This is a genomic window from Amycolatopsis sp. NPDC051106, from assembly GCF_040682775.1.
Classification (GTDB): Bacteria; Actinomycetota; Actinomycetes; order Mycobacteriales; family Pseudonocardiaceae; genus Amycolatopsis.
This window is the reverse complement of record NZ_JBFBBQ010000088.1, coordinates 23,465-37,295: the sequence shown is the minus strand read 5'-3', so window position 1 is coordinate 37,295 and position 13,831 is coordinate 23,465. Positions and strand designations below refer to the sequence as shown.

Genomic DNA, 13,831 nt, shown 5'->3' with positions numbered 1-13,831 from the left:
TTCGTCGCCTCCGACGAGCGCCCCAATGTGGCCTTGGTTGCGTCTGACGCACCCAATGTGGCCTTCGGTGCGTCTGACGCACCGAAGGCCACATTGGGGCGTTGGGGACTCAGCCCAGTGAGCAGGTGCGAGCCAGGTCCGCCGGAGTCGCGCCGGCCGGACGCGGGATGGTCGACGACGCCGGCGGCCGGACCCCGCGCAGCCACCCGCCCAGGGCGTCGAACGCCGTCCGGAAGCACGGACCCAGCGGCCGCAGCCGGTCCGGGAACTGATCGACCAGCCCGTCGACGTGGTTGCCGCCGTCCACCCGGTAGTACCGGTGCAGCGGCCCGCGTCCCGCGGAAGTGATCATCCGGTCGTACACATCGGAGTCCCGGGTGATCGGCAGCAGCGTGTCCAGCGTCCCGTGCAGCGTGAGCAGCGGCTTGCCGATCCGCCCGGTCAGCGAGATCCGCTCCACCGCCCGCGCCACCGAAGCGGGCCGCGAAGCGTACGCGTAGTCCGCGTCACACGACGGCGTTCCCGAAGCACAGAAAGGAGTTCCGGCCGACAGCGGACCATCGAACGACGGATCGACCTCCTCCCGGTAGATCCGCTGGGTCAGGTCCCAGTAGACGCGGTAGTGGTAGTCCCACAGGAACTCCGACCCCGGCGCGAACCCGGCGTCCACAATGGACTGGTGTGCCGACGACGACCCCGCCGCGTAGGCCGGGTACGCGCGAAGCGCCGGCGGCAGGAACGTGAGCAGGTTCGGTCCGTCGGCACGCCACAGCGTCCCCTCCCAGTCGACGCCCCCGTCGTAGAGCCACGGCCGGTTCTCCAGCTGCCACCGCACGAGGTAGCCGCCGTTGGACAGCCCGGCGGCCAGCGTCCGCGACACCGGACGGTGGTAGTGCGCCGCCGCGGCCGAGCGGGCGGCCAGCGTCAGCTGCGTGACCCGCGTGTTCCACTCCGCGAGCGCGTCGCCCGGCCGGACGCCGTCGTCGTAGAACGCGGCGCCGGTGTTGCCCTTGTCGGTCGCGGCGAACGCGTACCCCTCGGCCAGGGCCTGGTCACCGATCGCGCGGTCGTTCGCGTACTGGCGCCGTACGCCCGGCGAACCGGAGACGACGAGGCCACCGTTCCAGCGCGCCGGCAGGCGCAGCACGAACTGCGAGTCGTGGTTCCAGCCGTGGTTCGTGTTCGCCGTCGACGTGTCGGGGAAGTACCCGTCGACCTGGACGCCGGGCACCGGGCCGTACCCGGGCAGCCCCGCCGACGTCAGCCCGGCCCAGTCCGCCTCGACGGTGTGCCCGGACGCGAGCGTGCCGGTCGTCGTCAGGTCGTCCAGGCACGTCGACACGGACTGCTCGGCCCCGGGCACGTTTACCCGGCAGCGCCCGGCCGAAGCCGACGCCGATGCGGGCAGCGCCGCCGCGAGCGCCCCCGTCAGAACCACAACCAGCCATCTGCGCACGGTCCACCTCCGGTCTCGATGGAACAGAACCCAAGCGCGTGCGCCCGGGCGGAGCCACCCCGCCGGTCACCATGAATCGCCGCGGGGATGTGGTGGACGGCCACATGGTCCGGACCGGCGGGCCGACCTAGCGTCGCTGGAAACCCCTCTCAACGACGAGAAGGACGCCACCATGCGCAAGCTCGCCTTCGCCGGACTCGCCGCGATCACCGCCGCCGTGCTCACCACCGTCGGCGTCGCCTCCGCCGACCCGCCGCCGTCGTCCCTGGTCCCGGTGTCGAACTTCGGCGCCAACCCCGGTGCCCTCGCGATGTACACCTACACGCCGTCCGGGCTCGAAACCGGCCGCCCGGTGGTCGTCGCCCTGCACGGCTGCACCCAGAGCGCGGCCGACTACTACGCCCACTCCGGCTGGCCCGAACTGGCCGACAAGTGGCGCTTCGAAGTCGTGTTCCCGCAGCAGTCGACCGCGAACAACTCGCTGAAGTGCTTCAACTGGTTCTCCACCGCCGACGACACCCGGGGCAACGGCGAGGCCGCGTCCGTCAAGTCCATGGTGGACAAGGCGATCGGCGACCACGGCTCCGACCGCTCGCGGGTGTTCGTCACCGGGCTCTCCGCCGGCGGCGGCATGACGGCCGACCTGCTCGCCGCCTACCCGGACGTCTTCGCCGGCGGCGGCATCAACGCGGGGCTGCCCGCGCAGTGCGCCACGAGCATCACGCAGGCGACGAGCTGCCAGCAGAACAACCAGAACCTGACGCCCGCGCAGTGGGCGTCGAAGGTCAAGGCGCAGTACCCCGGCTACAGCGGGCCGTGGCCGCGGGTCGCGATCTGGCAGGGCACCGCCGACTACACGGTCTACCCGGTCAACGGCACCGAGCTGCGCGACCAGTGGACCGCGGTGCACGGGCTCTCGCAGACGCCGACGAGCACGCAGTCCCTGCCCGGCGGCACGACGCTGACGAACTACGGCGACAAGGTCCAGCTGTACTCGATCGCCGGCATGGGGCACGGCACGGCGGTCGACCCGGGCAGCGGCGCGACGCAGTGCGGCAGCACCGGCGCGTACTTCCTCGCCGGCATCTGCTCCAGTTACTACACGGGCGTGTTCTTCGGGCTGGACAAGGGGTCCGGAAGCACCCCGACCACGACGACGGCCCCGCCGACGACCACGACCACCCAGCCCGCGGGCGCGTGCGTGAACGCCAGCAACTACGCCCACACCCAGGCGGGACGCGCGCACCAGAGCGCCGGCCAGGTGTACGCCAACGGCTCCAACCAGGCGATGGGCCTGTGGAACACCTTCACCACGCACGCCCTGCGCGAGACGTCCTCGGGCTATTGGGTCCTCGCCGACGGGCAGTGCTGAAGGGCACCTTCAGCGCATCTGACGCACCGAAGGGCACCTTCCTCGCATCACACGCAAGGAAGGTGCCCTTCAGCCGCCCGGGATTCAGGTCAGCAGTCCGGTCAGCAGCACCGCGGTCAGCCTCCGCGCCGCCGGACCCGTCCGCGCCGACGTGGTCGCCGTCAGGGCGAGCCGGACGTCCTCGAGCGACACCCGGGGCCGGAGGACGCCGTCGGCGCGGGCCCGGTCGACCAGCCGCGCGAAGGCTTCGGCGTGCGCGCGGCGCCGGTCGGCGAACCGCGGTCCTTCGAGGGCACCCAGGAGCCCGGGCTCCTCGACCCGCCACTCGCCGAAGCGGTGGAACGTGCGGCTCAGCGCGCGACGGCTGTCGGGGTCGGCGAGCGCGGCCCGCAGCTGCTCCTCGCACCGCTCCACCTGGCCGTCGAGCACGGCCGCGAGGAGGTCGTCGCGGGACGGGAAGTGCCGGTGGACGGTCGCCGGAGCCAGGCCCGCGCGCCGCGCGATCTCCCGCACCGGCAGGTCCGGGCCGTGGCGCGCGAACGCCGTGTGCGCGACCGCGACCAGGCGACGGCGATTGTCCTCCGCGTCCGTCCGGCGTTTCCGAGTCAGTTCGTCGCGCACGCCTCTCACTTCCCCGCTCGTCGCCGGTGATCACTCCTAGCGTAGGCGCGGTCAAGGTGGCTAGGTGGAGGAGTGATCGTGTTCGCAACCCGGTTCGAGCGGTTCGGCCCGCCCGAAGTCCTTTCGGTGGGAGAACTCCCGGAGCCCCACGCCGGCCGCGGTGAGGTGCGGATCCGCGTGCGGGCGGCCGGTGTCTCGCCGGTGGACCTGGCGATCCGCGCCGGGAAGTCGCACTCGCCGATCGCCCTGCCGCACATCCCGGGCGTCGACGCCGCGGGCGTCGTGGATGAAGCCGGTCCCGGGGCCGAGGCCGACGACGAGGTGTTCGGCGCGGTCGACGTCGCCCGGCTCGGCGGGGCCACCGCCGAGTTCGCCGTGCTGGCCTTCTGGGCTCCGAAACCGCCGTCGATGCCGTGGGAGCAGGCCGGTGCGGCGGCCACCGGGATCGAGACGGCCACCCGCGCGCTCGACCTCCTGGACGTCCGCGACGGCATGACGCTGCTCGTCGACGGCGCGTCCGGCGGAGTCGGCAGTCTCGTCGTGGGCCTGGCGCTGGCGCGGGGCGCGCGGGTCATCGGGACGGCCGGCGACCTGGAGTTCGTCGAAAGCCTCGGTGCCACGCCGGTTCCGTACGGTCCCGGCCTGTCCACGCGGGTGTCCGGCCGGGTCGACGCGGCGCTCGACGTCGCGGGCAAGGGCTCGCTGCCGGAATTGGTCGCGCTGACCGGGTCGCCGTCGTCGGTGGTCACGCTGGCCGACTTCACCGGCCCGTCCCACGGCGTTCGCGTGTCGACCGGGGCTCTCGGCGGCGAGCCGGACGGACGCCACGGCCTCGCGGTCGCGGCCGGGCTCTTCGAGGAGGGCCGGTTCCGCGTGCCGGTCGAGGAGGTTTTCACCGACGCGGCCGCCGCGCACGCCGCCGCCGAACGCGGGCCGCGGCGGGGGAAGCTGGTCGTGGCGGTCAGCGGGTAGAGGTCCGGACGGTCGCGGTCCACTCGGCGGGCCGGCCCGGGCCCCGCTCGCCGAGGGCGATCAGGGCGCAGTCGCGGCCCTGGGCGAAGAGCGACTGCGCGATGGTCGTGAGCCCGGCGCGGTCCGCGTCCGGGTCGTCGTCCCACCCGGCGACCGCGATGTCCTGGGGCACGCGCAGGCCGCGGCGTTTCGCCGCGTCGAGGACGGCGAAGGCGAGCTGGTCGCTCATGGCGATGACGGCGTCGGGCTGGGTGTCCAGCAGCGCGTCGGCCATTTTCGCGGCGTCGTCACGGTCGTTGCGGGCGACGACGGCGACCGGCAGGCCGCCCGGGTCGCCGAGGTGGTCGTAGATGCCGAGGAGCCGTTCGCGGGTGACGGGGAAGACCGCCTCTTCCGGCGCGGGCCCGGTTTCCAGCCTCGGCCTGCGGTCGCGGTCGAACGGGAAGCTCAGCACGGCCGGCCGGTGGGCGCCGGCGAACGTGCGCGCGGCCAGCTCCCGCGCCGACGCGCGGTTGTCGATGGAGACGACCTGGGCCCCGGCGAACGCGGGCCCGCCGTGGATCGCGATTGGCTTGCCGAGGCCGCTCACGACGTCGAGCACCGGGTCGGTGTCGACGGTCGTCCACACGATGTAGCCGTCGACCGACGCCGACCGCACGCGCTCGACGTCGTCGGCCGCGCCGGTGGTCGGGATGAGGTTCAGCCCGCTCCCGCGCTCGCGGCAGACCTCGGCGACGCCGGCGAGGAACCGGCGGGCCTGCGGGTCTTCGAAGGCGTAGGCGAGGTGTTCGCCGAGCACGACGCCGATCGCGCCGTTGTGCCGGCGGCGCAGCGACCGCGCGGTGGGGTCCGGCCCGCGGTAGCCCAGCTCGGCGGCGACCTCGCGAACCCGGCGCAGCGTCTCCGGGGCGACCCGGTCGGGCTGGTTGTAGCAGTACGACACGGTCATCGCCGAGACGCCGCAGCGGCGAGCGACGTCGGCCATGGTGACGCGAGCCGGTCCGGACACGGCCCCACCTTATCTGTGTATCGTTAAACAATGCTCGTCGAATCCCGGACGAAGCTCGCGCTGGGAGCCCTCAGCGCGGCCTGCTTCGTGTCCGTGACCTCGGAGAACCTGCCGGTCGCGCTGCTGCCCCAGCTCGCGTCCGGGCTCGGCGTCGCGGACTCCGCGATCGGGCTGCTGATGACCGGGTACGCGCTGGTCGTGGCGGTTTCGGTGGTGCCGCTGGTCGCGCTGACGTCGCGCTGGGACCGCCGGACGACCGCGCTGGTCACGCTGGGGATGGTCGTGGTGTCGAACCTGGTCCTGGCGATCGCGCCGAACTACGGCGTGGCCGTCGCCGCGCGGCTGGTGGCGGCCACGGGGCACGGCGTGTTCTGGTCGGTGGTCGCGTCGATGGCCGCCCGGCTGCTCGGCCCCGGCCGGGGTGGCCGCGCGACGGCGGTGGTGTTCGCCGGGAACTCCCTGGCGTTCCTCTTCGGGCTGTCGGTCAGCTCGTGGCTCGGCACGAGCCTCGGGTGGCGGCCGGCGGTCTTCACGGTGGCGGGCGCCGCGGCGGTGACGGCGCTGGTCATCCGGCTCACCGTCGGCCCGATGCCCGCGACGGCGTCGGCTCTCCACGGCCGCGTCGCGCACCGCTCGCTGCTTCCGGTGAACGTGACGACGCTGCTGCTGGTGACCGGCCACTTCGCGGCGTTCACGTACATCACGGCGATCATCGCGAGGTATGTGCACCTCACCGGCTCGCCGACGTCGTTGCTGCTGCTCGCCCACGGCACGGCGGGCCTGCTCGGCCTGGTCCTGATCGGCCGCCACATCGACGGCCATCCGCGCGCGACGGCGCTGGTCACGACGGGCGGTCTGGCGTTGTGCATGGTGGCGCTGCTGGTGTCCCCGGGGCCACTCGCCGCGGGGACGGCGATCGTGGCGTGGGCCGGGCCGGCGGCGGGGATCGGCGTGGTGCTGCAGGCGGCGGTCCTGCGGGTCGCGAAGGACCGGCCGGATCTGGCGTCGGCGGTGTACATCGTGGCGTTTCAGATCGGCATCGCCTTGGGAGCGGCGCTCGGCGGGCTCGGGCTGGACCACGGAATGCTGCCGGTCGCGGTGGTGATCGCGGCGGTCGGCGGCCTCACGTCGGCGCTCGTGGCGTGGCGGTCGAAGGCGTTCGCTTCACCCGCCTAACCGGTGCACCCGCAGCGCCAGCTGGATCTCCAGCGCCCGGTCCGGCGACTGCCAGTCCTCCCCCAGCAGCGACGCCACCCGCTCCAGCCGCTGCACCACCGTGTTCACGTGGACGTGCAGCACATCCTTCGTCCGCGCCAGCTGTGAACCGCTCGCGAAGTACGCCCGTAGCGTCGCCACCAGCTCCGTCCCCCGGCGCGCGTCGTAGTCCAGCACCGGCCCCAGCGTCTGGCGCACGAACCCGTCCAGGTCCGCGTGGTCGCCCAGCAGCTGGCCGAGGAAGCCCAGTCCCGCCATCGCCGCGCCTTCGCCCGTCCGGCCCAGCGCCAGCAGCGCCCGGACGCAGCGCGCCGCTTCCCCGTGGGCCGCGGCGATCGCCGACGGTCCGCTCGCCGGGCCCGCCGCGCCCACCGTCACCGGACGGCCCGTCGCCGCGCCGAGGTCGGCCGCCACTCGCCGCGCCAGCTCGTCCGGGTCGCCCGCGCCGAGCAGGACGACTTCCTCCGCGTGCACTCCCACCAGCGTCGCGTGCCGGGCGGCCGCGCTCGCCACGCGCCGCCGGGACCCGCCGTCCGCGTGCGCGACCAGCACCGCGTGCGGTGCCGACAGGTCGATCCCCAGCCGGCGGCCACGGGCCAGCAGCGCCCGCGGATTGCGGTCGGGCGCGGTCAGCAGGTCGGTCAGCAGCTCGCCGCGGACCTCGTCCTCGGCCCGGACCACCGACCGCCGCAGCATCAGCAGCAGCGCCGTCACGACGCCCGCGCGTTCGAACAGCCGCCGGTCCGGATCGGTGAGCCCGTCGCGGCCGGCCAGCACCAGGCTGCCGAGCAGCTCGGGACCGGCTTGGACCGCGCACACCCACGTGTCCTTTGTGGACACCGCCCGCCCGGCGGCGCGGGCCGCGAACAGCGCGTCCGGGTCGAGCGCGGCCGGTTCCGCCGAACTGGCCAGCAGCGTGCGGTCGGCGTCGTAGACCGTGAGGTCGCCGTGCAGCACCCCGGCGACCGCCGCCGCGACGTCCGGCAGGTCACCGCCCCGCAGCACGAGGTCGGTCAGCCGGTCGTGCGCGTCCTGGGCGCGTTCCATCGCCTCGGTGTGCGCGCGGATCGTCGCGTTGGCCTCGTTGAGCTCCGCGACGGCGCGGCGGGTCTGGTCGAGCAGGTTCGCGCTGTCGAGGGCGATCGCGGCGTGGTCGGCGAGCGACGACAGCAGCGCCACCTCGTCCGCGGAGAACTCCCGCGAGCCGCGGTCCGAGGCGAAGAGGACGCCGAGCACCTTCGGGCCGATGGCCAGCGGGACGCCGAGGATCGCGGTCAGGCCCTCGTCCTGGACGCCGGAGTCGATGTGGCGGGTGTGCTTGAACCGGTCGTCGTGGAAGTAGTCCGCCGTCGCGTACGGCCGCGCGGTCTGCGCCACCAGCCCGCCGAGGCCCTCCCCCATGCCGAGCACGATCTGCTGGAACTCCGCCGACACCGACCCGTCGCTGACCCGCACGTAGGTCTTGTTCTCGGCCTCGTCGTTGAGCGAGAGGTAGGAGACGTCGACGTTGAGCAGCGCCCGCGCCCGCCGGACGATCGAGCGCAGCACGGTGTCCGGATCGGACAGTGCGGCGAGCTCGCTCGCGGTGTCGAACAGCGCGCCGAGCTGGGCCTCCCGCCGCCGGTGCTCTTCTAGGGTCTCGCGGATCCGCAGGGCCAGCTCACCCGCGCTGGCCAGCGCGCCCAGGTCGGCGGCGCCGAGGGCTCCCTCGGCGCGCGCGGCCACGACGACGTGCGCCAGCTGCTCGCTGCTCGCCCCGGAGGCGAGCAGGTCGAGCAGCCGGCGCAGCGCGTCCGTGGGTGCGGTCACGGCGGTCATGCTAGGGCGAAACGGCCGTCGTCTCCGCCTCGACGGCATCGACACCATCGTCGTGCAGCGACTCCCCGCGCGTCTCGCGGGCCGCGAGCAGGGCGATCACCGTGATCAGGCACATCGCCGCGACGTAGAGCGACACCGGCACGGTGCTGCCCCAGGCGGAGAACAGCGCGACGGCGATCAGCGGGGCGACGGCGCCCGCGGCGATCGACGACAGCTGGCCGCCGACCGACAGCCCGGTGTAGCGCACCCGCGTCGGGAACTGCTCGGCGAAGAACGCGGCCTGCGGGCCGTACATCGCGCCGTGCAGCACCAGCCCGACGGTCGCGGCCAGCACGATCACCGGCGACGACTTCGTGTCCAGCAGCGCGAAGAACGCGAAGCCCCACAAGGCCATCCCGATCGCGCCGAACAGGTATACCGGGCGGCGCCCGACGCGGTCGGACAGCGCGCCCCACAGCGGGATCGTCACGAAGTGGACGGCCGAGCCGATGAGCACGGCGCTGAGGCCGACGCCCTTCGGCAGGTGCAGCCCGGTCGTGACGTACACCAGGATGAACGCGGTGATCACGTAGTACGAGACGTTCTCGGCCATCCGGGCGCCGATCGTGATCAGCACCTGGCGCCAGCTGTTGCGGAAGACCTCCACGACCGGCACGTGCTTGTCGGCGTGAGTCTCGGCCTGCTTCTGCGCGGCCAGGAACACCGGCGACTCGGCGACGGCCAGCCGGATCCAGAGCCCGATCAGCAGCAGCACGCCCGAGAGCAGGAACGGGACGCGCCAGCCCCAGGCCATGAACGTCGCGTCGGACTGCGTCGCGGAGAGGATCGCCAGGACGGCGGTCGCGAGGAGGTTGCCGCCGGGAGCCCCGCACTGCGGCCAGCTGGCCCAGAAGCCGCGGCGGCGGTCGTCACCGTGTTCGGAGACGATCAGGACCGCCCCGCCCCACTCGCCACCGAGCGCGAAGCCTTGGACGAGGCGAAGCAGCGTCAGCAGGATGGGAGCCGCGACGCCCGCGCTCGCGAACGTCGGCAGCACGCCCATCAGGCAGGTCGAGCCGCCCATCAGCACCAGGCTGACGACCAGGAGCTTCTTGCGGCCGAGCCGGTCGCCGTAGTGGCCGAAGACCAGGCCGCCGACCGGGCGGGCGAGGAACCCGACGGCGTAGGTCAGGAACGCCAGCAGCGTGCCGGTCAGCGGGTTGGCCGTCGGGAAGAACAGCTTGTTGAACACCAGCGCGGCGGCCGAGGTGTAGAGGAAGAAGTCGTACCACTCGATGGTGGTGCCGATCAGGCTCGCGCCGACGATCTTGGCGATCGCCGACCGGTTCGGTTGACTCACTGCGGGCTCCACTTCCTTGTGGTTGAGCGACATTCAGCGGGTTGTCAGGCGGTTTTCACGCAGCGGTCCAGCCGCCGTCGAGCGGGATGGAGGCCCCGGTGACGTGGCCGGCGTGCGGTGAGCACAGCCACGTCACCAGGGAAGCGACGTCGTCGGCGTCGATGAGCTTCTTGATGGCGGCGCGCTTGAGGAGGACCTCGGCGACGACGTCCTCGCGCGGGATGTCGTGCTCGGCGGCCTGCGCGTCGATCTGGTTGTCCACCAGCGGCGTGCGGACGTACCCGGGGTTCACGCAGTTGCTGGTGACGCCGTGTTCGGCCCCTTCGAGCGCGGCGACCTTGGAAAGTCCTTCGAGCCCGTGCTTCGCGGCGACGTACGCGGCCTTGAAGGCGGAGGCGCGAAGCCCGTGAACGCTCGACATGTTGACGATCCGGCCGAAGCCCCGCGCGTACATCGACGGCAGTGTGTGCCGGATGAGCAGGAAGGGAGCGGTGACCATCAGCGCCTGGATGCGGGTGAACACGTCCGGCGGGAAGTCCTCGAGCGGCGCGACGTGCTGGATCCCGGCGTTGTTGACCAGGATGTCGACCTCGGCCGGGAGGGTATCGATGGTGTCGGGATCGGTCAGGTCGGCGACGTGCGCCCAGCCGCCGACCTCGGCGGCGACGGCTTCGGTGTTTTCGGCATCGATGTCGACAACGTGCACCTTGGCCCCGGCCGCCGCGAGAGCGCGGACGCAGGCCAGGCCGATACCGCCGGCCCCGCCGGTGACGAGGGCGGTGCGCCCGTCCAGATCGCTGGTCATGGACGGGAACGGTAAGCGTGACCCGGGTCGCGGGCTATGTGCCGGAGAGCTACAGCTCGCGAAGATCCTGTGGTGCGAGCCGACATAGGGAGCTCAGGAAGGCATCCCACGATCGGGTGGAGATTTCCAGGGTGCCGCCGGCGCGGTCCTTGGTGTCGCGGATTGTTGCCGCAGGTCCCAGCGCTACTTCCACGCAGTTCGCCTGCTGACTATGGCTGGAAGCCCGCCACACCCCCGGATCCACTCCGCACCTCCAGATCGGCGACCATCGCCTCTATGAGTGCCGAGCTGCCCTGCTCATCCAAGGCCGAGGCCGCCAGGCCCTCGGCCGCTTCGCGGTAGCTGGCCACCTGATCCTCATCGTAGAGGTAGGCGACAGCCCGGAATTCTTCGATGGCGACGATCGGTGGCAGGGCTTCGAACTCGAAAATCGCGAAGTTCCCGTGGAGCCCGGGATGCACCAGGTCGCCACTCGGCAAGATCTGCAGCCGGAGGTTCTTCCGCCGGGAAACGGCAAGCAAGTGCCGCAGTTGCCCCGCCATCACCTCGCCCTCCGCAATCCCCGGCCGCAACGCCCGCTCATCGATCACCACCTGGCAGCTCGCCGGGCGCAGCCCGGCGAGCACACCTCGCCGCATCCGCCGTACGAGCACCAGGTTCTCGATGTCGTTCGCCTTAAGACCGCCGCCTCCCAGCAGCGCCCGGGCGTATTCGTCGGTCTGCAGGAGCCCGGGTACCAGCAACGGCTCCCAGTTGAAGATCTCCGTGGCCGCCCGCTCGTACTCCACGTAGGCCGAAACGAACGGCGGCACCGCCTTCTCCAGCCAGCTCGGCTCCCGCGCGTTGCCCGCCAGTTCCAGCAGCCGGGCGCGCTCCCCCGGCTCGACCACGAGCACGCCCAGCAACAGAGCCACCTGCTCCACCTTGGGGATCCGCTTCCCGTACTCCCAGTTGGACAGCTCCTGCGGCAGCACGCCGATCAGCCTCGCGAGCTCCCGCACGCCGAGGTCCCGGTCCGTCCGGCAGGCACGCAGCCCGAAGCCGAGCGCTCTCGCCCGGGGTGTCGCGAAGGGTGTCGCCATGACCGCATTCTGTCACCGGGGTCCGACATTCCCGGTGCCTCCTCCTCGGCTGGTGTCACAAATCCGCGTCAGGTTTCCTGCAGGTCATGGACCCGGACCACGCCCTCCTGACCCGGCTGCGCGACCTGACCGAAACCCTCGCCGGCGACGTCTCCTGGCTCGCCGGCCCGCCCCTGCGCGCGGACGGCCTGCGCGACCTCGGCGAGCGTCTGGCCTGCCTCGGCGCGGACCTGATCGGCCGGGCGGGCGTGCTCGACGAGATCGCCGCCGCCCGCCTGCCCGCCCACGGCTGGATTCCCGAGTGCGGGCCGGAGCCGCGCCGTCGGCTCGCGCACTACGTCGGGCGCGGCGAGGTCCGGCTCGGGCTCATCTACTACGCGAGCTGCGGCGCGGGCTGCTTTCCGTTCTACGGCACCGATCCGGCCGAAAAGATCGTCCGGCACGAGCGGTGCGACAAGTGCGTCGAGGAGGCCTACCGCCTCATGAGCGTTCCTTCAGGACCGCCAGGTAGTGCACGTTCGTCATGACGCCGAGGACGTTGCCGAACGGGTCGACGACCGACGCCGTCACGAACCCGGGCCCGCGCTCGGTGATCGGCTCGTTCTCCTTCGCGCCCAGCTCGTGCAGGCGGGCGACGGTGGCCTCGAGGTCGTCGACGTGCCAGTGGACGATCTCGCCGCTCGCCCCGCCCGTGCTCGCCGGGACGTACTTGCGGTCGATCAGGCCGAGTTCGTGCTGGTAGTCGCCGATCCGGAACTCGGCGTACCCCGGTCGCTGGAAGTACGGCTCAATTCCCAGGAACTCGGTGTACCAGGCCTGTGCGGCCGCGTGGTCGTCGGCGAAGTAGGAGACGGTGGCCATTCCTCGCAGCATGTCTGCTCCCTTGCATCGTGTGGAGCCATCATGCGGGGTGAAAGTGCGCACCGAATGAGCACTTTGTTTGCGAGACTGCTCCCATGCGCGCCGACCGTCTCGTGGCCACCCTCCTGCTGATGCAGACACGCGGCCGCGTCACGGCCGCCGAACTCGCGGCCGAGCTCGAAATCTCCGTCGCGACGGCCCGCCGTGACCTCGAAGCGCTCTCGGCGGCGGGGGTGCCCGTCTACCCGCAGCCGGGCCGCGGCGGCGGCTGGCGGCTGGTCGGCGGCGCGCGCACGGACCTGTCCGGCCTGACCGCGCGCGAGGCGCAGGCCTTGTTCCTCCTGGCCGGCCCGGCCGCGGCGGCGGCCCCGGAAGTGAAGTCGGCGCTGCGGAAGCTGATGGGCGCGCTGCCGGGCACGTTCCGCGCGGACGCCTCCGCGGCCGCCGACGCCGTCCTCGTCGACCAGGCGGGCTGGGGCGAGCGCGTGCAGGACCGGCCGCCGATCGTCTCGCTGCTGCAGGACGCCGTCATCGCGCGCCGCCGCGTCCGGCTGACCTACGCCGGACGCGAGAAGACCGAACGCGTCGTCGACCCGTGGGGCCTGGTCGACAAGGACGACGTCTGGTACCTGGTCGCGGGGACGCCGGAGGGGCGCCGGACGTTCCGGGTGGACCGGATCGTCGAGGCGGCCGCGACCGGGGACGCCGCGGTCCGCCCGGCGGACCTCGAGCTGGCGAAGGTGTGGGAGGAGGTCGTCGAGGAGATCGAACGGCGCCGGTCGCTCCTCACCGCGGACGTGGTGCTCGACCGCCGCCAGTTCGGCGTCTTGCGCGACCGGTTCGGCCGGCACTGCGCACTGGTCGCGGAGCTGCCGGGCGACCGCGTGCGGGCACGGGTCGCGGCGCCCGCGCCGATCATGATCGCGCAGGAGCTGGCGGGCTGGGGCGCGCTCGTCGACGTCGAGTCCCCTGACTCTGTGAAGGCCGAGCTGGCGCGCCTGGGATCCGAGCTGGTTGCCCGATATAGCAGTGAATGTCCCAAATGACTCATCCATGTCTTCGCGGGTCCCGCAATGAGCCCTTCATGACACCGCCGACGGCACGCGCGCACGCCCGGTGGCCGCTATCCTCGGTGAACAGCGTTAATCACTCCACAGTGGACATTGGAGGCACCTACTGCGGGTGTCCGTTACCCTCCGGTATCTGGCCGTTCGGAGTATCCGGGATCACCCGTTTGCTGTTACTGTGACGCCTCCGTGACCTGAACGTGTGTTCGGTGAC

The 13,831-nt window shown here is 72.4% G+C and carries 14 protein-coding genes; 5 read left to right on the top strand and 9 right to left on the bottom strand.

The window, feature by feature from the left end:
• Nucleotides 1-109 precede the first annotated feature (109 nt).
• The gene (locus tag AB0M83_RS39550; RefSeq protein ID WP_364525447.1) at nt 110-1,438 is read right to left on the bottom strand and encodes a tannase/feruloyl esterase family alpha/beta hydrolase; all 1,329 of its coding nucleotides are present in this window, start codon (nt 1,436-1,438) and stop codon (nt 110-112) included.
• Between the two features lie 190 nt (nt 1,439-1,628).
• On the opposite strand from AB0M83_RS39550, the gene AB0M83_RS39545 reads away from it, so the two are divergent.
• Nucleotides 1,629-2,828 carry a PHB depolymerase family esterase gene (locus AB0M83_RS39545; protein WP_364525442.1) on the top strand — a complete coding sequence of 400 codons (1,200 nt, stop codon included), beginning with the start codon at nt 1,629-1,631 and terminating at the stop codon, nt 2,826-2,828.
• Between the two features lie 84 nt (nt 2,829-2,912).
• Here AB0M83_RS39545 and AB0M83_RS39540 read toward each other — a convergent pair whose 3' ends face one another.
• Nucleotides 2,913-3,449, bottom strand: coding sequence for a helix-turn-helix domain-containing protein (locus tag AB0M83_RS39540; protein ID WP_364525440.1), 537 nt, complete (start codon nt 3,447-3,449; stop codon nt 2,913-2,915).
• Nucleotides 3,450-3,527: 78 nt separating this feature from the next.
• Here AB0M83_RS39540 and AB0M83_RS39535 point away from each other — a divergent pair, with 78 nt between their 5' ends.
• Entirely contained in the window at nt 3,528-4,421 is an 894-nt protein-coding gene (locus tag AB0M83_RS39535) for an NADP-dependent oxidoreductase (protein WP_364525438.1), read from the top strand.
• Here the strand turns inward: AB0M83_RS39535 and AB0M83_RS39530 are convergent.
• The gene (locus AB0M83_RS39530) at nt 4,411-5,430 is read right to left on the bottom strand and encodes a LacI family DNA-binding transcriptional regulator (protein WP_364525436.1); all 1,020 of its coding nucleotides are present in this window, start codon (nt 5,428-5,430) and stop codon (nt 4,411-4,413) included. The two genes, AB0M83_RS39535 and AB0M83_RS39530, sit on opposite strands and share 11 nt — an antisense overlap.
• A 30-nt stretch (nt 5,431-5,460) precedes the next feature.
• On the opposite strand from AB0M83_RS39530, the gene AB0M83_RS39525 reads away from it, so the two are divergent.
• On the top strand, nt 5,461-6,606 hold the full coding sequence (locus AB0M83_RS39525) for an MFS transporter (RefSeq protein WP_364525434.1): 1,146 nt from the start codon (nt 5,461-5,463) through the stop codon (nt 6,604-6,606).
• On the opposite strand, the gene AB0M83_RS39520 is transcribed toward AB0M83_RS39525, so the two are convergent.
• Genes AB0M83_RS39520 through AB0M83_RS39500 form a run of 5 tightly spaced genes read right to left on the bottom strand, consistent with a single transcriptional unit; the run spans nt 6,595 to nt 11,689 of the window.
• Nucleotides 6,595-8,463: a GAF domain-containing protein gene (locus tag AB0M83_RS39520; protein WP_364525432.1), complete on the bottom strand. Its 1,869-nt coding sequence runs from the start codon at nt 8,461-8,463 to the stop codon at nt 6,595-6,597. The genes AB0M83_RS39525 and AB0M83_RS39520 overlap by 12 nt on opposite strands.
• Nucleotide 8,464: 1 nt before the next feature.
• The gene (locus tag AB0M83_RS39515; RefSeq protein WP_364525430.1) at nt 8,465-9,802 is read right to left on the bottom strand and encodes an MFS transporter; all 1,338 of its coding nucleotides are present in this window, start codon (nt 9,800-9,802) and stop codon (nt 8,465-8,467) included.
• Between the two features lie 55 nt (nt 9,803-9,857).
• Complete coding sequence (locus tag AB0M83_RS39510; RefSeq protein WP_364525428.1) at nt 9,858-10,607, bottom strand: 3-hydroxybutyrate dehydrogenase; 750 nt, start codon at nt 10,605-10,607, stop codon at nt 9,858-9,860.
• Between the two features lie 49 nt (nt 10,608-10,656).
• Nucleotides 10,657-10,800 carry a DUF397 domain-containing protein gene (locus AB0M83_RS39505; RefSeq protein WP_364525426.1) on the bottom strand — a complete coding sequence of 48 codons (144 nt, stop codon included), beginning with the start codon at nt 10,798-10,800 and terminating at the stop codon, nt 10,657-10,659.
• A gap of 16 nt (nt 10,801-10,816) precedes the next feature.
• Nucleotides 10,817-11,689 (bottom strand): helix-turn-helix transcriptional regulator, encoded by an 873-nt coding sequence (locus tag AB0M83_RS39500; RefSeq protein ID WP_364525424.1) that lies wholly within the window; start codon nt 11,687-11,689, stop codon nt 10,817-10,819.
• 86 nt (nt 11,690-11,775) lie between these two features.
• Between AB0M83_RS39500 and AB0M83_RS39495 the strand changes: the two genes are divergently transcribed.
• Nucleotides 11,776-12,216 carry a hypothetical protein gene (locus tag AB0M83_RS39495; protein ID WP_364525422.1) on the top strand — a complete coding sequence of 147 codons (441 nt, stop codon included), beginning with the start codon at nt 11,776-11,778 and terminating at the stop codon, nt 12,214-12,216.
• Here AB0M83_RS39495 and AB0M83_RS39490 read toward each other — a convergent pair.
• The gene (locus tag AB0M83_RS39490; protein WP_364525420.1) at nt 12,170-12,562 is read right to left on the bottom strand and encodes a VOC family protein; all 393 of its coding nucleotides are present in this window, start codon (nt 12,560-12,562) and stop codon (nt 12,170-12,172) included. The two genes, AB0M83_RS39495 and AB0M83_RS39490, sit on opposite strands and share 47 nt — an antisense overlap.
• An 83-nt stretch (nt 12,563-12,645) precedes the next feature.
• Here AB0M83_RS39490 and AB0M83_RS39485 point away from each other — a divergent pair, with 83 nt between their 5' ends.
• Nucleotides 12,646-13,596 carry a WYL domain-containing protein gene (locus AB0M83_RS39485; RefSeq protein ID WP_364525418.1) on the top strand — a complete coding sequence of 317 codons (951 nt, stop codon included), beginning with the start codon at nt 12,646-12,648 and terminating at the stop codon, nt 13,594-13,596.
• The last annotated feature ends 235 nt before the right edge of the window (nt 13,597-13,831 follow it).